Below are 21,534 nucleotides of genomic sequence, written 5' to 3'. Positions count from 1 at the left end.
TCCCTGTCTCTAGAAGTCCGTTCATGGCCCAGCCGTCCACGACCTACAAATTCGAACTCAACCTCACCGACCTTGATCGCTCGGTGTACGAGAGCGTCAAGCAAACCATTGCCCGTCACCCGTCGGAAACCGAAGAGCGCATGACCGTGCGTTTGCTGGCCTACGCCCTCTGGTACAACGAGCAACTGGCGTTCGGGCGTGGCCTTTCAGATGTAGACGAACCAGCCCTGTGGGAAAAAAGCCTGGATGATCGGGTGCTGCACTGGATCGAAGTCGGCCAACCCGATGCCGACCGCCTGACCTGGTGCTCGCGCCGCACTGAACGCACCAGCCTGCTGGCTTACGGCAGCCTGCGCGTGTGGGAAGGCAAGGTGGTCCCGGTGGCGAATAACCTTAAAAACGTACACATCGCGGCCGTGCCCCAAGAGATTCTCGAGGTACTGGCCAAGGACATGCCCCGTGTTATCAAGTGGGATGTGATGATCAGTGAAGGCACGATCTTCGTCACCGACGACCGTGGCCAGCATGAAGTGCAACTGCAATGGCTGGTCGGCGAACGCGGTTGACCCCCGGCGGATGACGGCCCCTTGTAGGAGCGAGCTTGCTCGCGAAGAACCTGAGGGCAACGCGTTCAACCTGGCAACCCCGTTATCGTTAACTACCTTCGCGAGCAAGCTCGCTCCTACAGTCATCAAAGAGAAGTCACCACCAGTCCATGCGTATCGATCCTCGCCCGTTGCCCGCTGTCCTGCCGTTTCTCGGTGAGTTGCCGCCGTTGTTGACCCGTCTCTACGCCGCACGCGGAGTACAGTCGGAAGTCGAGCTGGATAAAAGCCTCAAACAACTGATTCCCTACCAGCAGCTCAAGGGCATCGACGCGGCTGTGGACCTGCTGGTGACGGCCCTGGAGCAACGTCAGCGCATCCTCATCGTCGGTGACTTCGATGCCGATGGCGCCACGGCGAGCACCGTGGGCACCCTGGGCCTGCGGTTGCTCGGCGCCGCCCATGTGGATTACCTGGTGCCCAACCGTTTCGAATATGGCTACGGCCTCACGCCGGAAATCGTCGCCGTGGCGCTGCAGCGCGAGCCGCAGTTGTTGATCACCGTGGACAACGGCATCTCCAGCGTCGAAGGCGTGGCGGCGGCGAAAGCGGCGGGGCTGCGAGTGCTGGTCACCGACCACCACTTGCCGGGTGATGAACTGCCGGCGGCGGACGCCATCGTCAACCCGAACCAGCCGGGCTGTGAGTTTCCCAGCAAGGCATTGGCCGGCGTGGGGGTGATCTTCTACGTGTTGATGGCCCTGCGTGCGCGCCTGCGTGACTTGGGCTGGTATGCGAACACGCCGCAACCGAACATCGGCGAATTGCTCGACCTGGTGGCCTTGGGCAGCGTCGCCGACGTGGTGCCCCTGGACGCCAACAACCGCATCCTTGTGCACCAAGGGCTGGAACGCATTCGCGCCGGTCGCGCGCGGCCGGGAATCAAGGCGATCCTCGACGTGGCCAAGCGTGATGCGGCGCGTATCACCTCCACGGACCTTGGGTTCATTGTCGGGCCACGCTTGAATGCCGCCGGGCGTCTGGATGACATGAGCCTGGGCATCGAGTGCCTGCTCACCACCGATTTCGCCGCCGCGCGTGAAATGGCCGCGCAACTGGATGGCATGAACCAGGACCGCAAATCCATCGAACAGGGCATGCAGCGCGAGGCCCTGGCCCAGCTCAAGGACCTGCCGGTGGAGTCCATGCCCTATGGGTTGTGCCTGTTCGACCCGGAATGGCACCAGGGCGTGATCGGCATCCTGGCGTCGCGCATGAAAGAGCGTTACTTCCGCCCGACCATCGCCTTCGCTGACGCCGGCGATGGATTGCTCAAGGGCTCAGGGCGCTCCGTGCAAGGGTTTCACATCCGTGATGCGCTGGCGGTGGTGGCGAGCCAGCATCCCAACCTGATCGCCAAATACGGCGGCCACGCCATGGCTGCGGGGCTGACACTGCCTGAGGAAAACTTCCCACTGTTTGCCGAAGCGTTTGACGCGGAAGTACGTCGGCAATTGCGCGAAGAAGACCTGACCGGGCGCCTGCTGTCCGATGGCACCCTGGCGGTGGAAGAGTTTCACCTGGAGCTGGCCCGCGCGTTGCGGCATGCCGGCCCGTGGGGTCAGCACTTTCCCGAACCGGTGTTTCACGGTGTGTTCCAATTGGTGGAGCAGCGCGTGGTAGGGGAGCGGCACCTGAAGGTGGTGCTCAAGACTGAATGCGGGTCGGTGAAGCTTGATGGCATCGCCTTTGGCGTGGACCGGGAAGTCTGGCCGAACCCGACGGTGAAGTGGGTGGAGCTGGCCTACAAACTGGATGTGAACGAGTTTCGTGGGAATGAGACGGTGCAACTGATGATTGCCCACATCGAACCGCGCTGAATCTAAACAACACTGCAAATATAAATGTGGGAGGGGGCTTGCCCCCGATAGCGGTGCTTCAGTCAGCTTATCCGTAGCTGACCCACCGCCATCGGGGGCAAGCCCCCTCCCACATTTTAAGCCATGCAATACCTGGAGTTACTCGGCTTTGTCCCTGGCCTGATGCTTCACGATGATATCCACCAAGCGCTTGGCCAGCGCCGGGTAGTTTTCGTCGAAGTGATGCCCACCTGGCAACTTCATTGCCTCACCCACTGCGGTCTTGTCGGTGCAGCCACTTTCGTCGACTTCTTCGGCACCATAGATGCACACCACTTTATCGGCTGGCAGCTTGGCCATTTCCGGGCCGGTGGCGGCTTCTTTACCGGCGTTGCCCAACCAGCCTTCCACTTCGATTTCAAAGCTGCCGGTGCGGGCGAAGGCCAGCAGGATGATTGCATCCACGCGCTGCTGTTCGTTTTCCGGCAGGCGGTTGTAGATGGCAGGGAGGACGTCGGCGCCGAACGAATAACCGGTCAGCACGAAACGCTTGGTGCCCCATTTCTGCCGGTAGTGCTGCATCAGCTCAGTGAGGTCCTTGGCGCTTTGTTCCGGGGTCTTGTGCTGCCAGTAGTAGCGCAGGGTATCGATGCCCACCACCGGGTAGCCGATCTTGGCCATCTCGCCGGCCACGTCGCGGTCCAGGTCACGCCAGCCGCCGTCGCCGGAAAGGAACAGGGTCACGGTGTCTTTCGCTTGACCCGCCGGCACTTCAACCACGGGAATTGCCAGGCCGCCGTTGTCCGAGCCCACCAGTTGCTTGCGCAGCTCGTTGTTCAGCACTTGCGGATAGTGGATATCGTAATCGCTGATGCTGGTGGTGGCGCGCGGTGTGTCGCGTACGAAGCTGGCGCTTTCATCGTCAGGGTTGTCGTTCCAGGCCACCAGCCAACTGCCGTGAGCGGCCGTCTTCGGCAGGGGATCATTGCAGCCTTCCTGGGCCAGGGCGAAACCGACGGAGATGGCGTTGGCCTTGTCGTCGTTCTGGGTGGCCAGCCAGCGCCAGGCAAGGGCGGCACCCGGGCCGATGCCGCTGACCAGCGTCGCCGGGCCCTTGAGCTGGGTCAGGGCACTTTGCAGCGCTTGCTCCTGCAGCTTGCAGTCGTTCTTGGGCAGCACCACTTGAACGATTTGCGCCTTGCCGCCTTGGCTCAATGCGATCAGTTGGCTGTCAGTCAGGGTTTCATCGGCCATCACGGCCACGGCCACGCGGGCCTTGGGCGTACCGTTCGGGGTCACGCGGGTCATCACCGAGCCGTCGGCCTGGGGCAATTGCTCCAGGGTCGGCGCCGGGGCAGGGCGGTTCCAGTACCAATAGCCGCCACCCAGAGCCAGGGCGAGCAGCACTACAAAGGCCAATACATACCGCCAGGAACGTCGAATCATCAGCGTTTCACCAATCCAGTCAAGCCGCCCGCGATCAGGGCGGCGGTATCGGCCAGTGCCACCAGCGGATCAAGTCCTGCGGGCACGGCCATGTAACGGGGTTCCCAGTCAGGCTGGAACTTGTCTTTGAAGCGGCGCAAACCTTGGAAGTTATACAGTTGCTCGCCGCGCCGGAACACCATCGAGCCCAGGCGTTGGGTCAGGGGTGCACCCCGTCGCGGTTGCAGGCCCGACAACGGCACCATGCCGAGGCTGAAGCGGGCGTAGCCGTGGCTCTTGAAGTGTTGAATCAACCCGACCATCATGAATTCCATGGTCAGCTTCGGCGCGTCGGGGTGGGCGCGCATCAGGTCGAGACTGGCCAGGTCGTGGTTATAGGTCTCGAGCAGGTTGGCGAAGGCCACCGGGCGCCCTTCGAAGCGAATGATCGCGATCCGGAAGTGCTTGAGGTAGTCATCGCTGAAACGTCCCAGGGAAAAACCCTTTTCCCGCACGTTCTTACCCGTCAGCCAAGCGTCGGAAATGACCTTGAGTTCATCCATCGGCGCCGTGCCTGCATCGCAGATCTCCAGGGACAGGCCGTCCCGGGTACCGCGGTTCCAGGTGTAGCGCAGGTCCTTCATCTCCTTGCCCTTGGCTTCCAGATCGAAGCGTTTCAGGTCGACCCGCGCCTCTTCGCCCAGCTTGATCGCGGTGAGGCCGATGTCCATGTAGTACGGCAGGTTCTCTGCGCGCACCTGGTAGAACACCGGGCGGGCGTGGTGGATGTCGCACAGGTCACGGAATTGCCAGATCATCTCGGCGCGCGGCTGGGTCGGGCCAATCGGGTCGTACAAGGCTACCAGGCTACGCCCGCGACGGGCGTACATGAGGAAAGCTTCATCATTGGGATGAAACAGCAGCGCCTTGTCACCGGTGAGCGCGAGGCCGCCGTCGGGCTGGGACGACGCCATCAGGATCTTGCTCGCGCGCTCCAGCTCATCCGGGGTGGGCAAGTGGATCACCGGGCGAGCGGTGCGCAGCAGCCAGGTCAGCGAGACGATCACCAGCAACACCGCGGCACCCAGCAACGAGCGCAGGCCGCGCGGCGCATTGGCGTCGAGAGTGAACTGCCACCAGAGTTGGTGGCTGTAGGGCACGTCTTGATAGGCGAACAACAGCAGCCAGATCGAGGCGCCTAGCACGCAGACACTTGCCACCAGGTACAGCGGCGAGAAGGGCAGTTCGGTGAGGCGGCTGGCGCGATAGAACGAGCGCCGGAAGATAGCCAGGAGGATCGCCGTCATGGTCATCAGGCTGGCTTCTTCCCAGTCGAAACCCTTGAGCAGCGAGAGCAGGGCACCGGTCAGCAACAACACCATGGTCAGCATCCAGGCCGCCGACAAGCGTCGACGCAGGCCCTGGGCCAGCAACAGGCACAGCACGCCGATCAGGCTGGCACCGAAGTGCGAAGCGTCAATCAGGCGGTGGGGAATCAGGAAGCCGATGTTTTCCAGGCGTGAATCGATCTCCGGCGTGGCGCCGGAAAACAGCAGGACCACGCCGGACAAAAAAACCAGTACGGCCAGCACTGGTGCGGCGAGACCCGAGGCCACCCGCAAGCTTTGCTGGGTCTGGAACAGGCGCTGTGCCTCGTTGACCAGCAGGAAGATGCAGGCAATCAGCAGCGGCAGCACCACGTAGATCATGCGATACAGCAGCAGCGCAGCGGCCAATGGCGCGGCACCGAGCTTGTCGGCGAAGGCGGCCAGCAGGATCGCTTCGAACACACCGACGCCGCCGGGCACGTGGCTGAGGACGCCGGCCGCCAGGGCCAGCAGGTACACCAGCAGGAAGGGGCCGAAGGGCGGTGCTTCCGGCAACAGCATATAAAGGACGGTGGCGGCGGCGGCCACGTCCAGGGCGGTGATGATCAGTTGCAGGAAGGTCAGGCGGGCGCCGGGCAGGCGCAGGGTGCGGCGGCCGACCTTGACCAGCAGGTTGTCGGCAAACGGCTGATCCGGCAAGCGGCGGCGGTAGATGCCGATGCACAGCGCAACCGACAGCAGTAGCACGGCTCCGGCAACACCGCCGAGCAGGCCTTCGGACAGGTTCAGCGCAGTGGACGCGGCGGGCAGGTTGCTCAAGGTCGCCAGCGCTGCCAGCGGGGGCAGGGCGCAACCTAGCGCCAGGCTGGCGAATACGGTCATGCGCGCGACTTCCGACGCACCGATGCCGTGACGCGCGTAAAGGCGATAACGCACCGAACCGCCGGACAGCATCGACAGGCCAATCGCATTGCCAATCGCAAACGCGGTGAAACCGCCGTGGGCCAGGGTCTTGGCTGGCAATTTCACGCCCGCGTAGCGCGCCCCGGAAAATTCATAGCCCAGCAGAATGACGAAGCCGGCGACGGCCGCAGCAAATGCACCAAGCAACGACGGCTTGGGCACTTCCAGGATCGAGTCGTGGAGGGCGTAGAGATCCAGTTCCAGCAACAAGTGCCGGCAGGCGATCAGGGCGATTGCAAATAGCAGCAGGGTAACGGCCAGCCCGATGGGTTGGCGGTATTTGCTCAACAGATCCAGCCAACGCAAACGGGTGGGAGTGATCGGTTGTTCTGCTGTGACGGTGTCTTGTGTTTCAGACGAGTTGGCGCGCATCAATCACCTCGTGGATTGTGCGCGACAGGATGGAGGTATCCAGCCAAGTTACCAATCCCTATGGACAAAATAATTTGAAATATTAACGCGGATCACCGGGAGCGGCGACAGCGGCCATTGGTCGTAGAGGGCAGCGCTTGAGCATTGAGCATAGCTTGCAACGAGATGGACTCTACAAACCGTGTACGGTTTCATGAAAGATGCCATGTCATTGTTTCAGAAGAACTTTTTCGACAGATACAAAAAAGGCCACTCTTTCGAGTAGCCTTTTTTGATGTTTGGTTGCGGGAGCCGGATTTGAACCGACGACCTTCGGGTTATGAGCCCGACGAGCTACCAGACTGCTCCATCCCGCGTCTGTGGGCGGCATTCTACAGTCCAGCGGCGGGGTGTCAACCGTTAATGTCACAATGCGTCAAATAACTGTGAATTATTCTGAAATCAAGGCGTTAACGGCATTCCTGCAGGCGCGAACGTGCTTGCACCCGCCAGTGGGGGGATAAAACTGACGCGCACAAAAAAGGCCACTCTTTCGAGTAGCCTTTCTTGATGTTTGGTTGCGGGAGCCGGATTTGAACCGACGACCTTCGGGTTATGAGCCCGACGAGCTACCAGACTGCTCCATCCCGCGTCTGTGTGTCGGCATTCTACAGAGGAATGCCAGGGTGTCAACCGCTGATTACGGGAAAAGGGCTTCTGGTTCAATCGCTTAGCGCTCCACGCAGGGCGTTCGACACCCCGCGGAGCCAGTCAGGCCGAGGCTTTCAGCTCTATTGGGATGGCAAATTCGATTGAGAAAATAAATTCATCTCCGACTTTTCCTACCGTTCAAACGGAAGATTCAAACTACTGGTGCTATATACAGGGGTGAATGCGATACTGGCGATCCGTTGATCCACACCCCGTTTATATGACGCAGCGCAAAATCATCCACGTCGACTGTGATTGCTTCTACGCCGCCATCGAGATGCGCGATGACCCGAGCCTGGCGCAAAAGCCGCTGGCGGTAGGGGGCTCGGCGGACCGGCGCGGCGTGATCGCCACCTGCAACTACGAGGCGCGGGCCTATGGCGTGCGTTCGGCCATGTCATCGCGGCATGCACTCAAGCTGTGCCCGGACCTGACCATCGTCAAGCCGCGTATGGATGCTTATAAGGAAGCGTCGAAGGAAATCCAGACGATCTTTCGCGATTACACCGACCTGATCGAGCCCCTGTCATTGGATGAGGCCTACCTGGATGTGTCCGACAGCCCTCATTTTGGCGGCAGCGCCACGCGCATCGCCCAGGACATTCGTCGCCGCGTCTCCAACCAGTTGCACATCACCGTGTCGGCCGGGGTAGCGCCGAACAAGTTCCTGGCCAAGATCGCCAGCGACTGGAAGAAACCCAACGGGCTGTTTGTGATTACTCCGGACCAGATCGAAGACTTTGTATCCCAATTGCGGGTGAGCAAGTTGCACGGCGTGGGCAAGGTCACGGCCGACAAGCTGGCGCGCCTGGGTATTGAAGACTGCCTGCAATTGCGGGAGTGGAACAAGCTGGCGCTGGTGCGGGAGTTCGGTAGTTTTGGCGAGCGACTCTGGAGCCTGGCCCGTGGGATCGATGACCGTGCCGTGCAGAACGACAGTCGTCGCCAATCCATCAGTGTGGAAAATACCTACGATGTGGACCTGCCGGACCTTTCAAGTTGCCTGGCCAAACTGCCCGAATTGATGCAAACCCTGGCGGGGCGCATGGCGCGCATCGACAGTAGCTACCGCGCGGGCAAGCCGTTCGTGAAGGTGAAGTTTCATGATTTTACCCAGACGACCCTGGAGCAGGCGGGGGCAGGGCGGGATTTGGAAAGTTATCAACAACTGCTGACGCAGGCGTTCAACCGGGGCGGCAAGCCGGTGCGGTTGTTGGGGATTGGGGTGCGCTTGCTGGACCTGAGCAACGGCAACGAACAGCTCGAATTTTCCTGGTAGAAACCGGATAAGGCTGTGGGAGCTGGCTTGCCCGCTCCCACATTCAGATCTTCAGCAGGCTTGAGGTCTCAGCGCGCGCCGGGGTCTGCGACGAGCCGCCCTGCATCCTTGGTCAATGCCTGCAGGAATTCCTGCTGCAACTCGGGATCATTGCGGGTCAGTTCGATGAGGCTTTGTTCCAGCTCGCTGGCTTCTTCCTCCAGACCCAGCTCCGACAGGCGCTTGACCCGGTGCACCCACTGGTTCACCTCGTCATCTTCCAGGTCGTCGTAGATCAGGGCGTGGGCCTCCAGCAACTTGTTGCGCAGGGTGCCACTGACGGCCAGGGTCGAGTCCGAGTGAACGTCGTCCTGGCCATCCTGCACGCTGATCTTCAAGGTGCTGACGCGGTTCAGGTCCTGCTCGGCAAACGGGCTGTCCAACAGGTTCAGGCGCAATACGCCGTTACGGTCAGTGGTCAACTCATGGGTCTGTTTGCCAGCAGTCACCTGCACCGGGCGCTCGCTCCACGGCAGGCTCGAGTATTCCGTGCGTTTGTCGCGCTGGACTTCGTCGATGCCCGCCAGGTTTTGCTGGGCACGGCCATGGGACTGCACGTTCATGAACGGGTTGAGACCGTCCACGCCGTAGATCAGCCAGTCGTGCGTCACGCTGGTCGGCAGGTTGCCAAGGGCGAAGATATTCACCACGTTGGCGCCCGCGCCGGCCACCAGGGCTACGGCACCCAAAGGCATCTCGTAGAGTTTGCGCCAGGGCTGGTAGGGGGTGTAACGGTCGTAACGACGGGTGACTTCGAACTCGGTGACCTCAAAGGTCTTTTGCTCGTGAATCCGTACCCGGCGTTGCGGCAGTTCCAGCACTTTGGGTTCGCCCACATCGATCTGCAAGCTGTGATCGAGCAATTTGCGCTCGACCCGTTCCTCGTGCTCGCTGCGTTGCGACATGTGGTTGGCGCAGCCGCTGACCAGCAGGGCGCCGCACAAGGCGGCGCCCCCCAGGGCTCTGGTGTTTCGCTTGAACATGACTTCTCTTGATCTGGTTTTCAGCGACGAATACGCGCCTGAAGGAAAGACAGCACGTCAGCCACCGGCAACGGTTGGGCTTCGGCTTCGGTCCGGCTCTTGTATTCCAGGTTGCCATCCGCGAGGCCGCGGTCACTGACCACGATCCGGTGCGGGATGCCAATCAGTTCCATGTCGGCGAACTTGATGCCCGGGCTGGTTTTCTTGTCCCGGTCATCCAGCAGCACTTCAAAACCGGCAGCCGTCAGTTCGGCATACAGTTTGTCGGTGGCTTCGCGTACTTGCTCGGTTTCATAACGCAGCGGTACCAGGGCGATCTGGAACGGCGCCAGGGTGTCGCTCCAGATGATGCCGTTCGCATCGTTGTTCTGCTCGATGGCAGCGGCCACCACGCGGGAGACGCCAATGCCGTAGCAACCCATTTCGAGGATGACCGGCTTGCCGTTCTCGCCCAGCACTTTGCAGTTCATCGCCTGGCTGTACTTGTTGCCCAGCTGGAAGATGTGACCGACTTCGATGCCGCGCTTGATTTCCAGGGTGCCCTTGCCGTCCGGGCTTGGGTCACCGGCGACTACATTACGCAGGTCGGCGACGGTCGGAACCGGCAGGTCACGCTCCCAGTTCACGCCGAAGTAATGCTTGTCGTCGATGTTCGCACCGATCCCGAAGTCGCTCATCAGCTCGACCGAGCGGTCGATGATGATCGGCAGCGGCAGGTTCAGCGGGCCGAGGGAACCGGCGCCGGCACCAATGGCGTCGCGCAGTTCGGCATCGGTGGCCATTACCAGCGGGTTGGCGACGCCAGGCTGGTTGGCGGCCTTGATTTCATTGAGCTCGTGGTCGCCACGGATCACCAGGGCGATCAGCTTGCCTTCTTCTTCGGCGCGCACGATCAGGGTCTTGATGGTCTTTTCAATCGGCAGATTGAATTTTTCCACCAGGGCCGCGATGGTCTTGGTATCCGGGGTGTCCACCAGGCGCAGTTCTTCAGCCGCGGCCGGACGCGAGGTTTCCCGTGGCACGGCTTCGGCTTTCTCGATGTTCGCCGCGTAGTCGGAGCCGTTGCTGAAGACGATATCGTCTTCGCCGGACTCGGCCAGTACGTGGAACTCGTGGGAACCGGCGCCGCCGATGGAGCCGTTGTCCGCTTCAACCGGGCGGAATTTGAGGCCCAGGCGGGTGAACACATTGCAGTAGGCCTGGTGCATGCGGTCGTAGGTGACCTGCAGCGACGCCTGGTCGGCGTGGAACGAATAGGCATCCTTCATGATGAATTCACGGCCACGCATCAAGCCGAAGCGTGGGCGGATCTCGTCACGGAACTTGGTCTGGATCTGATACAGGTTGAGCGGCAGTTGCTTATAGCTGCTCAGCTCGTTGCGCATCAGGTCGGTGATGACTTCTTCGTGGGTCGGGCCGGCGCAGAAATCGCGGCCATGACGATCCTTGAAGCGCAGCAACTCAGGGCCGTACTCTTCCCAGCGTCCGGATTCCTGCCACAGCTCGGCCGGTTGGGTGCTCGGCATCAACACTTCCAGAGAGCCGGCAGCGTTCATCTCTTCGCGAACGATGGCCTCGACCTTGCGCATCACCTTCAAGCCCATGGGCAGCCAGGTGTACAGGCCGGAGGCCAGTTTGCGGATCATGCCGGCGCGCAGCATCAGCTGATGGCTGATCACAACCGCGTCGGAAGGCGTTTCTTTCTGTGTGGCGAGCAAATATTGACTGGTACGCATGGTCGGCCGTTGTCGGTTGCTTGGACTTGAAATGACTCTGGATTGTACGGGCGGTTGTCGCTGGAGTACAGGCATCAGGTTGCGGGGTGTTTCTATCGGAACCGGGCTTATGTGGGCGCTGGCTTGCCTGCGATGGGAGCCGCGCGGTGTGTCTGTTGCATCAGGATGATGCTATCGCAGGCAAGCCAGCACACACATGGACCGAGGTGTGTCAGTCGTCCACCGGTGGATTCAACCGCGCCCGCCGGTTCTCCTGGAACCAGTGCAGCGCAATCAGGAACAGGGTCGGCACGCCCAGCATGCAGGTGATCAGGAAGAAATTGTGATACCCGAACTTCTCCACCATCACCCCCGAATACCCGCCGATCAACCGTGGCAGTAACAGCATGATCGAGCTGAGCAGCGCATATTGGGTGGCGGAAAACTTGAGGTTGGTCAGGCTCGACAGGTAGGCCACGAATGCCGATGTCGCCAGGCCCGAACTGAAGTTATCCAGCGAGATGGTGAAGATCAGCATCTGCAAATCCGGGCCCATGTCGGCGAGCGCCACGAACAGCAGGTTGGTGCCGGCCGAGGCTATGCCGCCGATGAACAGGATCGGCAGGATGCCGAACCGCACGATCAACAGGCCGCCCATACCGGCGCCCACCAGGGTCATGATCAGGCCGAAGACCTTGCTGACCCCGGCGATCTGGTCCTTGGTGAACCCCTGGTCGATGTAGAACACGTTGGCCATCACGCCCATCACGGTATCGGACATGCGATAGGTGGCGATCAGCCCTAACAGCAGCAGTGCTTGCCAGCGGTACCGCAGGATGAAGTCGTTGACCGGCGTGAGCACCGGCGCCAGACCACGGCGGCCCATGGCTGAGAGGCACAAAGCGGTCAGGGTGATATAGAGAAGGGCACGCAGGAAGGCGCGGTCGTCCATCAGCAGATCCCACAGGCTCACGCCGTGGAACAGCACACTTTCGAAATCGGTGTTGAACAGTTGGGTGAACATGGCCGGCACGGACACCAGCAACACGATCAGCACGAACACCGACACCAACTGGTGCACGAAGCTGTAACGCCCGGCCTGCAATTGGGTGCGCAGCGGCACATTGGGCTCACGCATGAACAAGGTGGTCAGCAGCGCCGGGATCATCAGCACGCCGAACAGCGCATAGGTGCCAAGCCACGCCGAGTGCTGGTAGTTGAAACCGGTGGAGCCAAAGCCCTCGGCAAAGAACAAGGCACCGGCCGTGGCCAGCAGGGCGGCGATGCGATAACCGGACATGTAGCTGGCGGCCAGCGCGGCCTGGCGAGTGTCGTCGGCGATTTCCAGGCGATAGGCGTCGACCGCGATGTCCTGGGTGGCAGAGGCGAAAGCCACGATCACGGCAATGGCGATCAGCCAGGACAAATGTTTTTGCGGATCGCAGAAGCCCATGCCGATCAATCCGAGGATCACCAGCGATTGGGCCAGTACCAGCCACGAGCGACGTCGTCCCAGCTTGCCCAGCAGGGGCAGGCGCCATTGATCGAGCAGCGGCGACCACACCCATTTGAAGGCATACGCCAGGCCGATCAGGCTCGCATAGCCGATGGTCTCGCGGGCCACACCGGCCTCACGCAACCATACCGAAAGGGTTGAGAACACCAACATGTAAGGCAAGCCGGCGGCAAAGCCGAGCAACAACAGGACCAACGTCGAGGGGCTGGCATAGGCAGCGAGCGCGGCGCGCCAGGTTTTACGGGGCATGGGCTGGAGTCTGCCTCAGATTTGCGGAAACAAAGCGCGCACTCTAACCGCTGTGCTCTACCGGGCGCCAGCCATGGCGCTGAATATCCACGCGATTGTTGCGGACAGTGACGCCTTCTTCCCGCAGGCGTGCCCGTTGCTCATCGCCCGAGGCCGAGCCCGCGGGCAGACTTATCCGACCACCGGCACCCAGCACGCGGTGCCAGGGCAATTTGCTGCCCTCCGGCAGTTGGCTCAGCGTGCGGCCCACCCAGCGCGCCGCACGCCCCAGGCCGGCCAGCCGTGCCAGCTCGCCGTAGCTGACCACGCAGCCTGCGGGAATTTGCGCGAGGGTCAGGTACAGCGCTGTGCGGCGCATTTCGGCTGGGCTTTGCGGCGTGTCCGGAGGTTGATTCACTGTGGGCATATCCGTTGAGAACGTCGGTATTTTTGTAAGAAACGTCTGTAAACATGAACGGCGACGGGGAACTCAACCCCAATCCCTGAGTCAGTCCTTGCTAAGACGTTGTCCAACACGATAATGCCCTTTTTTTCGCCAAACCCGAGCCCTGAATCCGCTTATGTTGTCCAGAACCCTGCTGTGCCTCGCTGTTTTCAGCGCCTCAACGCCCTTGCTGGCCGATACCGTCTGGTTGAAGAACGGTGACCGCCTGACTGGCAAGATCAAGGTCTTCGACGGTGGCAAGTTGCTGATCCAGACCGATTACGGCGGTGCGATCCCGGTGGACTGGAAGCAGGTCAAAACCCTGGAAAGCGACCAGGAATTGTTGGTCAAGCAGGATGCCTACACCGGCGAGAAGGCCAAGTCCCTGAAGGCGGCGGAGGACGGCAAAGTGGTGCTGGCCAACGGCGAGGCACCCAAGACCGTGGAATTGGCGAGCATCCAGCAGATCATCAAGCCCAAGCCTGTGATCGAGGACCTGGTGTGGAAAGGTAATGTCGACCTGGCGCTGGATTACAAGCAGGCCGAGAACGACACCAACGACTACGACGTCGATTTCAAGACCACCGCACGCCATGGCAAATGGCGTCACACCGGGCAGGGCGAGTACAACCGCGAGGTCCAGGACGACGTCACTACCACCGACAACTGGGCGCTGGAATATGACCTGGACCGCTTCCTCACCGAGCACTGGTTCTGGCAGGGTCGCTTGACCTACAAGCGCGACAAGGTTGAAGACCTGGCCCGCCAACGCACCGTCGGTACCGGCCCGGGCTACCAGTTCTGGGACGATGAATTGGGCGCGTTCTCCCTGGGCTCGCTGGTCAACCGCACCGACTACGAATACGCCGAGGGCGGCAAGGACAACTTCTACTCTGTGGCCATGAAGTGGAACTACAACCGCTACCTGGTGGGCAAGACCGTGGAGTTCTTCACCAACGGTGAACTGGGCCGGCCAATCGACGGGCCGGTGGATTACTCCCTGGATGCGGAAGTGGGCCTGCGCTACAAAGTCACTGAATGGGCGTCCCTCAACCTCAAGGCCGAGCGCGACATCATCAGTGGCGATGAAGACAGCAACCTGAGCAAGACGCGCTACACCGCCGGCTTCGGCGTGGCCTGGTAACGGGTTCGTACAAACGCTGCCTGGCAACCTGTGCCGATATTGATTACCTTGCGTTGAGATCCATTCCCATAAACCATGGGCGGCTGAATACCCGAGGAGTCATACGTGAGCGCACAGGTTGCCAAGAACGCCCGCGAGCTATTGCTCAAGGAATACCGTGGAGCTCTCTCCACACAGTCCAAGGCCATGCCCGGCTTTCCATTCGGTTCGGTGGTGCCCTACTGCCTGGACGAGCAGGGCCGCCCGCTGATCCTTATCAGTCGCATTGCCCAGCACACCCATAATTTGCAGAAAGATCCCAAGTGTTCGCTGCTGGTGGGTGAGCGTGAAGCGGATGACGTACAGGCTGTCGGCCGCCTGACCTACCTGGCCGAAGCCGAAAAACTCGCTGACGGCGCCGCGATTGAAGCTGCCGCTGAGCGTTATTACCGCTATTTCCCCGATTCAGCCAATTATCACAAGGCCCACGACTTCGACTTCTGGGTCCTCACGCCGGTACGCCATCGTTATATCGGCGGGTTCGGTGCGATCCACTGGGTCGACCAGTTGACCCTCGTCAATCCCTTTGCCGGCAAGGCCGAACTGAGCATGGTCGAACACATGAACAGCGACCACGCCAAGGCCATCGCCCATTACGTCGCACTGGCCGGCTTGCCCAGCGTCGAGCCTGCGCAACTGGTCGGCATCGACAGTGAAGGCATGCACCTGCGGATCGGCCAATCATTGCACTGGTTGCCCTTTGCCGAGCCTTGCAATACGCCGACACAAGTACGCGAAGCCCTGGTTTCATTGGCCCATGCCGAAGTCTGGCCGAAAAAAACAGCGGTCAATGCTTGAATTCACACAATGGCGACGTCATCTAAGGTGGACTGGCAAGGCATTCTTGCGTTGAGGAACCATTTGATGCGCCCTTTTTTATTGCTCTTTTTGCTGTTTCCGGTGCTGGAGCTGTTCGTATTCGTTCAAGTCAGCGGTGCGATCGGGTTTTTCCCGGCCCTGTTGCTGATCATTCTCGGCTCGATGCTCGGCGTCCTGGTGCTGCGCGTCGCCGGCCTGGCCACGGCGCTGCGTGCCCGTGAAAGCCTGAACCGTGGCGAACTGCCCGCCCAGACCATGCTTGAAGGCTTGATGATGGCCCTGGCGGGCGGCTTGTTGATCCTGCCGGGTTTCGTCAGCGATGTGGTCGGCCTGATCCTGCTGCTGCCGTTCACCCGCAAATTGCTGGCGGGCAAGATGCGCCAGCGTGCCGAAGAGGCTGCGATTCGCCAGCGTGCATTCGCCGACGACCTGCAACCCCGCGGCGGCCCGGCTCCGCGCCAGGCGCTGGATCGTGAAGGCGATGTGATCGAAGGCGAGTTCGAACACCGCGACAGCAAGTAAGCGCTTCATTGGCACGGCACCTTCGGGTGCCGTGTTGCTTTTACCCGTCGGTCACTGCAAAAAATTTCCGACGAGCCCCCTTGTAATAAGCTTATGCGCCCTTATGTAACGGTCACCGCAAGGTTTCTGGTGGCGACACCGGACAGACTTCAGCGTTCTGCCTGGGCAGGCGCGACCGGCACAGCCGGAATACAACCCGCCGGTACTGACACCGGCCGATGACAAACACAATTAGGAGAGATCGACAATGAGCAAGCTTCGTCCTCTGCACGACCGCGTCGTAATCCGTCGCAGCGAAGAAGAAAAGAAAACCGCCGGCGGGATCGTTCTGCCAGGTTCGGCTGCCGAGAAAGCCAACCACGGTGTGATCGTCGCTGCTGGCCCAGGCAAAACCCTGGAAAACGGTGAAGTGCGTGCTCTGGCCGTTAAAGTCGGTGACAAGGTTGTATTCGGCCCTTACTCCGGCAGCAACACTGTGAAAATCGACGGCGAAGACCTGCTGGTCATGGCTGAGAATGAGATTCTCGCCGTACTGGAAGCGTAATTTCCCCGCTCATTTTCCCGTTACTCCAAAGTATTTAAGGATTATCGATCATGGCTGCTAAAGAAGTTAAATTCGGCGATTCCGCCCGCAAGAAAATGCTCACCGGTGTCAACGTCCTGGCTGACGCAGTAAAAGCGACCCTGGGCCCGAAAGGCCGTAACGTGATCATCGAGAAGAGCTTCGGCGCTCCGACCATCACCAAGGACGGCGTTTCTGTAGCAAAAGAAATCGAACTGGAAGACCGTTTCGAAAACATGGGCGCGCAGCTGGTCAAAGACGTTGCCTCCCGTGCCAACGATGACGCAGGCGACGGCACCACCACCGCTACCGTTCTGGCTCAGGCCATCGTCAACGAGGGCTACAAAGCCGTCGCTGCCGGCATGAACCCGATGGACCTCAAGCGCGGCATCGACAAGGCGACCATCGCTGTTGTAGCCGAGCTGAAAAACCTGTCCAAGCCATGCGCTGACACCAAGGCAATCGCTCAGGTAGGCACCATCTCCGCCAACTCCGACAGCTCCATCGGCGACATCATTGCCGAAGCCATGGAAAAAGTCGGCAAAGAAGGCGTGATCACCGTTGAAGAAGGCACTGGCCTGGAAAACGAACTGTCGGTTGTTGAAGGCATGCAGTTCGACCGTGGCTACCTGTCCCCGTACTTCGTCAACAAGCCAGAAACCATGGTTGCCGAGCTGGACAGCCCGCTGATCCTGCTGGTTGACAAAAAGATCTCCAACATCCGCGAAATGCTGCCAGTACTGGAAGCCGTTGCCAAAGCCGGCCGCCCACTGCTGATCGTTTCCGAAGACGTTGAAGGCGAAGCCCTGGCGACGCTGGTTGTGAACAACATGCGTGGCATCGTTAAAGTCGCAGCCGTCAAGGCTCCAGGCTTCGGCGACCGTCGCAAGGCCATGCTGCAGGACATCGCCGTTCTGACCGGCGGTACCGTTATCTCCGAAGAGATCGGCCTGAGCCTGGAAAGCGCTACCCTGGAAAACCTGGGCAGTGCCAAGCGCGTGACCATCTCCAAAGAAAACACCATCATCGTTGACGGTGCTGGCGTTGAGCAGGATATCCAGGCTCGCATCACTCAGATCCGCGCCCAGGTTGCCGAAACTTCGTCCGATTACGACCGTGAAAAACTGCAAGAGCGTCTGGCCAAGCTGTCCGGCGGCGTTGCAGTGATCAAGGTTGGCGCGGGTTCCGAAGTTGAAATGAAAGAGAAGAAAGCCCGCGTTGAAGACGCCCTGCACGCAACCCGTGCAGCCGTTGAAGAAGGCGTGGTACCTGGCGGTGGCGTTGCGCTGATCCGTGCTCTGGAAGCCCTGACCGGCCTGACCGGCGACAACGCTGACCAGAACGTCGGTATTGCCGTACTGCGTCGCGCTGTTGAAGCGCCACTGCGCCAGATCGCTGCCAACTCCGGCGACGAGCCAAGCGTTGTGGTCAACGAAGTCAAGAACGGCAAAGGTAACTACGGTTACAACGCTGCGACTGGCGTCTACGGCGACATGATCGAAATGGGCATCCTGGACCCTACCAAGGTAACCCGTTCCGCGCTGCAAGCCGCAGCCTCCATCGGTGGCCTGATCCTGACCACCGAAGCTGCAATCGCTGACAAGCCAAAGGCTGAAGGCGCTGGCGGTGGCGGTATGCCAGACATGGGCGGCATGGGTGGCATGGGCGGCATGATGTAAGCCAGCCTTACCCGCGCTCTGAAAAAGCCCCGCCTGCAGTGATGCAGGCGGGGCTTTTTATTGGGTGATGATCTCGAACGCGACTGCCCCCCAACAACCACCAAGCTCTGGCTCTGGCTTTTGATTTGGCTTTCGATCTTGATCTAAGGTGCCCCGTTAACCACGCTGGCCGGAGAGAGGGCATGCCGAGCCTAGGCGAGGCACCGAGTGGTGGGGCGAAGCGTTTTTGGTTACTTTTGGCGCTCTTCCGAAAGTGACCCGCTGTAATATTGATTGGTTTCAACCCATCAAACTTGGGACCTGTCAGGCCGCCACGGGAGCAAGCTCCCTCGCCACAAGTCGAGCGCAACAAATGCCTATATCGCACTGGCGCTGCATCTACCAACCGTCAATTATCCCCCCAACCCCGTCACCAATCCGTGAACTCATAGTGAAAATCTCGTTCAACCGAAATATCGGTTGAAAACCTGTATCGACACCCCTGTCAGCTCTATCCCTGAGCCACACTTGGCCTTAAGCTGCGCGAGCCAACACGGCCGTTATTGCGTACGGAGACACCGCCCATGCGAATTTTATTGGTTGAAGACAACCGCGATATTCTGGCCAACCTGGCCGATTACCTGGGGCTCAAGGGCTATACCGTGGATTGTGCGCAGGACGGCTTGTCGGGTTTGCACCTAGCGGCCACCGAGCATTACGACTTGATCGTGCTCGACATCATGCTTCCGGGCATAGATGGCTACACCCTGTGCAAACGCCTGCGTGAGGATGCTCGCCGCGACACGCCGGTGATCATGCTCACCGCCCGCGATCAACTGGATGACCGGCTGCAAGGCTTCAAGTCCGGCGCTGATGACTACCTGCTCAAGCCGTTCGCGCTGTCGGAACTGGCCGCCCGTATCGAAGCCGTGTTGCGCCGGGCGCAGGGCGGTGGTCGCCGCACCCTGCAAGTCGCCGACTTGAGCTACGACCTCGACACCCTCGAAGTCACCCGTGAAGGGCGCCTGCTCAAGCTCAACCCGGTCGGCCTCAAGCTGCTGGCCGTGTTGATGCAAAAAAGCCCCCACGTACTGCGTCGCGAAATTCTCGAAGAAGCCCTGTGGGGCGACGACTGCCCGGACAGCGACAGCCTGCGCAGCCACGTTCACCAACTGCGCCAGGTGATCGACAAACCATTCGCCAAGCCGCTGCTGCAAACGGTGCATGGCGTGGGTTATCGTCTGGCCGAGGGTCGAGATGGAGTTTAAGCAAAGCCTTGCCCAGCGGATCATCATCGCCTTTGCGTTGATGAGTGCGCTGGTCGCGGGGGCCTTCGCGATGGGCATTGTCGCGACTGTGCACCTGGTGGAGGAGAAGTTGATTTCGGCGGGCCTGGGCGGCGACCTGCAACGCCTGCTGTTGATGGACAGTGTCGAGGACTGGCGACACCGTCCGGAGCCTGACCAGTTGTTCTATTTCAGCGGCGGGCCCGGGGATTTCGAGCTGCCCAAGGACCTGCGTCATCTTGAACCGGGCTTTCACGAGGTGTTCCGCGAGGCGCTGTCGTACCACGCCATGGTCGAGGTCATCGACGGCCGGCGCTATGTCCTGCTGCAAGACCAAAGCGATTTCGAAGAGCGCGAGCGTGTGCTGTTCGCCGTGGTGCTGGTGGGGTTCGTGCTCAGCCTGGCGTTGGCGGTGTTTCTGGGTTGGGTATTGGCCCGCAAGGTAATGGCACCCGTGGTGCGCCTGGCCCGTCAAGTTCGGCACCGTGACCAGTTGCTGGGCCTGGCACCGCCCCTGGCGCCGGACTACGCCGCGGATGAAGTGGGCGAGTTGGCGGTTGCCTTCGATGCCACCCTGGGGCGTCTGCGCCAGGCCTTGTTGCGCGAGCAACTGTTTACCAGTGATGTCAGCCACGAATTGCGCACGCCGTTGATGGTGCTGGCCAGTTCCTGTGAACTGCTGCTGGAAAACCCAGCCATCGACCAGCGCGGACGCAATCAGGTGCAGCGCATTGCCCGCGCCTGTGAGGAGATGCGCGAACTGGTGCAGACCTTCCTGATGCTGGCGCGTGCCGAACACGACGATGGCACCATGTCGCCGCAGGTGACGCTCACCCAAGCGGCTGACGATCTGCTCGGTATCTGGCGCGCGCCGATCGAACTCAAAGGCCTGGAGCTGCTTTACCAGCCGGGCAGCCCGTTGGACCTGCGCTACAACAGCATCTTCCTGCACGCGGTGATGGGCAACCTGCTGCGCAACGCCCTTCACTACACCGAACAGGGCTTCATCCGGTTGACCCTGGAACCCAGCGGTTTCGTCGTGGAAGACAGCGGCGTGGGTATTCCTGAAGACAAGCGCGAAGCCATGTTCGAGCCCTTTGTGCGCGGCAGTGAGAAGCGCGGTGACGGTCTTGGGCTGGGTTTGTCGCTGGTGCAGCGGATCTGTGAAAACCAGGGTTGGAGTGTCAGCCTCAGTACCATGGAGCCCCACGGCTGCCGTTTTCATGTCGAATTGAGCCAGGCCTGACCTGGATCTTGCCGTTATCCTGCCAGACATCCCCGTCTTTCGGCGAAGATGGCCCCATGCTACTGGTTGTGTCTGTAAAGTCTTGAAATGTATGGAATTGGACAGGACGAGTTTTTCACAACCAGTTGACCTGTTGATCACAGGACGCTGAATAAGGTGTAGGCATCAGCAACTGGAGATCCGTTGATGTCTACCCCGATCAAGCTCGAATTTTCCGAAAAGTACGACGATCAGCACGCCCACGAATATTTGCTCAAGCATCAGGACAAACTCGCCCGTCGGCTGTCTCACAAGCGCGACGAGCAGTTGGCGCGCGGTGCGCTGGCGATGGCGGGCGAGCCCGGCCTGGTGCTGGACCTGCCGTGCGGTGCCGGGCGTTTCTGGCCATTGCTGGCCGAAAAACCCAACCGTGTGATCATCGGTGCCGATAATTCGGCCTCGATGTTGAAGGTCGCAACCCTGGCCCAGCCCGCCGATGTGGTGAAACGGGTACGGCCTTTGCAGACATCCGCCTTTGACATCGATCTGCCGGATAACTCGGTGGACAGCATTTTCTGCATGCGCTTGTTGCACCACATTGGTGACCCCGCGCACCGCTTGTCGATATTGCGGGAGTTTCAGCGTGTTACGCGCGACAGTGTGATTCTGTCGCTGTGGGTGGATGGCAATTTCAAAGCCTGGAAGCGCAAGCGTCTCGAAGGGAAGCGTCGTAATAAAAGTGAGCAGGACGGTTACCAAAATCGGTTTGTGTTACCGGCCGCTACTGTTGAAGCAGAATTCGAAGAGGCTGGTTTCCGAGTCCAGGAGTCTCTGGACTTCATACCGCTCTACGCCATGTGGCGAGTGTATGTATTGCGCAAGAGGTAACAGG

The 21,534-nt window shown here is 60.5% G+C and carries 17 protein-coding genes and 2 tRNA genes; 11 read left to right on the top strand and 8 right to left on the bottom strand.

The window, feature by feature from the left end; translation table 11 throughout:
- Positions 1-23: 23 nt before the first annotated feature.
- Positions 24-566: a YaeQ family protein gene (locus tag CQ041_RS17915; protein ID WP_003238901.1), complete on the top strand. Its 543-nt coding sequence runs from the start codon at positions 24-26 to the stop codon at positions 564-566.
- A gap of 149 nt (positions 567-715) precedes the next feature.
- Positions 716-2,425 carry a single-stranded-DNA-specific exonuclease RecJ gene (recJ, locus tag CQ041_RS17910; protein WP_105523838.1) on the top strand — a complete coding sequence of 570 codons (1,710 nt, stop codon included), beginning with the start codon at positions 716-718 and terminating at the stop codon, positions 2,423-2,425.
- Between the two features lie 138 nt (positions 2,426-2,563).
- Here the strand turns inward: recJ and CQ041_RS17905 are convergent, their stop codons facing one another.
- From CQ041_RS17905 to CQ041_RS17890, 4 genes are all read right to left on the bottom strand, one after another.
- Complete coding sequence (locus CQ041_RS17905) at positions 2,564-3,850, bottom strand: virulence factor family protein (protein ID WP_105523837.1); 1,287 nt, start codon at positions 3,848-3,850, stop codon at positions 2,564-2,566.
- A complete protein-coding gene (gene mprF, locus CQ041_RS17900; RefSeq protein ID WP_105523836.1) occupies positions 3,850-6,492 on the bottom strand; it encodes a bifunctional lysylphosphatidylglycerol flippase/synthetase MprF in 2,643 nt (880 codons plus the stop codon). The genes CQ041_RS17905 and mprF overlap by 1 nt, the downstream gene beginning before the upstream one ends.
- 279 nt (positions 6,493-6,771) lie before the next feature.
- Positions 6,772-6,848: transfer RNA gene (locus CQ041_RS17895), tRNA-Met, on the bottom strand.
- A gap of 198 nt (positions 6,849-7,046) precedes the next feature.
- Positions 7,047-7,123: transfer RNA gene (locus CQ041_RS17890), tRNA-Met, on the bottom strand.
- A gap of 279 nt (positions 7,124-7,402) precedes the next feature.
- Between CQ041_RS17890 and dinB the strand changes: the two genes are divergently transcribed.
- Positions 7,403-8,461, top strand: a complete 1,059-nt coding sequence (gene dinB, locus CQ041_RS17885) for a DNA polymerase IV (RefSeq protein ID WP_105523835.1) — start codon at positions 7,403-7,405, stop codon at positions 8,459-8,461.
- 68 nt (positions 8,462-8,529) lie between these two features.
- Here the strand turns inward: dinB and CQ041_RS17880 are convergent, their stop codons facing one another.
- From CQ041_RS17880 to CQ041_RS17860, 4 genes are all read right to left on the bottom strand, one after another.
- A complete protein-coding gene (locus tag CQ041_RS17880) occupies positions 8,530-9,483 on the bottom strand; it encodes a hypothetical protein (RefSeq protein ID WP_105523834.1) in 954 nt (317 codons plus the stop codon).
- Between the two features lie 20 nt (positions 9,484-9,503).
- Positions 9,504-11,219: a proline--tRNA ligase gene (locus CQ041_RS17875; RefSeq protein ID WP_105523833.1), complete on the bottom strand. Its 1,716-nt coding sequence runs from the start codon at positions 11,217-11,219 to the stop codon at positions 9,504-9,506.
- Between the two features lie 211 nt (positions 11,220-11,430).
- Entirely contained in the window at positions 11,431-12,963 is a 1,533-nt protein-coding gene (locus tag CQ041_RS17865) for an AmpG family muropeptide MFS transporter (protein WP_105523831.1), read from the bottom strand.
- Between the two features lie 43 nt (positions 12,964-13,006).
- The gene (locus CQ041_RS17860) at positions 13,007-13,369 is read right to left on the bottom strand and encodes an MGMT family protein (RefSeq protein WP_105523830.1); all 363 of its coding nucleotides are present in this window, start codon (positions 13,367-13,369) and stop codon (positions 13,007-13,009) included.
- A gap of 154 nt (positions 13,370-13,523) precedes the next feature.
- Between CQ041_RS17860 and CQ041_RS17855 the strand changes: the two genes are divergently transcribed.
- From CQ041_RS17855 to CQ041_RS17815, 8 genes are all read left to right on the top strand, one after another.
- A complete protein-coding gene (locus tag CQ041_RS17855; protein ID WP_105523829.1) occupies positions 13,524-14,531 on the top strand; it encodes a DUF481 domain-containing protein in 1,008 nt (335 codons plus the stop codon).
- A gap of 105 nt (positions 14,532-14,636) precedes the next feature.
- Positions 14,637-15,368, top strand: a complete 732-nt coding sequence (locus CQ041_RS17850) for a HugZ family protein (RefSeq protein WP_105523828.1) — start codon at positions 14,637-14,639, stop codon at positions 15,366-15,368.
- Positions 15,369-15,434: 66 nt separating this feature from the next.
- Positions 15,435-15,911, top strand: a complete 477-nt coding sequence (locus CQ041_RS17845) for an FxsA family protein (protein WP_105523827.1) — start codon at positions 15,435-15,437, stop codon at positions 15,909-15,911.
- Between the two features lie 247 nt (positions 15,912-16,158).
- Complete coding sequence (gene groES, locus CQ041_RS17840; RefSeq protein WP_071496483.1) at positions 16,159-16,455, top strand: co-chaperone GroES; 297 nt, start codon at positions 16,159-16,161, stop codon at positions 16,453-16,455.
- A gap of 50 nt (positions 16,456-16,505) precedes the next feature.
- Positions 16,506-18,152, top strand: coding sequence for a chaperonin GroEL (gene groL, locus CQ041_RS17835; RefSeq protein WP_105523826.1), 1,647 nt, complete (start codon positions 16,506-16,508; stop codon positions 18,150-18,152).
- Between the two features lie 563 nt (positions 18,153-18,715).
- The gene (gene colR / locus CQ041_RS17825; RefSeq protein WP_049711697.1) at positions 18,716-19,399 is read left to right on the top strand and encodes a two-component system response regulator ColR; all 684 of its coding nucleotides are present in this window, start codon (positions 18,716-18,718) and stop codon (positions 19,397-19,399) included.
- Positions 19,389-20,663, top strand: coding sequence for a HAMP domain-containing sensor histidine kinase (locus CQ041_RS17820; protein ID WP_105523824.1), 1,275 nt, complete (start codon positions 19,389-19,391; stop codon positions 20,661-20,663). The genes colR and CQ041_RS17820 overlap by 11 nt, the downstream gene beginning before the upstream one ends.
- Positions 20,664-20,849: 186 nt before the next feature.
- Positions 20,850-21,530 (top strand): class I SAM-dependent methyltransferase, encoded by a 681-nt coding sequence (locus CQ041_RS17815; RefSeq protein WP_105523823.1) that lies wholly within the window; start codon positions 20,850-20,852, stop codon positions 21,528-21,530.
- Positions 21,531-21,534: the final 4 nt, after the last annotated feature.

Source organism: Pseudomonas sp. MYb60, from assembly GCF_002979555.1.
Classification (GTDB): Bacteria; Pseudomonadota; Gammaproteobacteria; order Pseudomonadales; family Pseudomonadaceae; genus Aquipseudomonas.
Note: the sequence above shows the minus strand (reverse complement) of the source record. Positions and strands in the feature narration are given on the sequence as shown.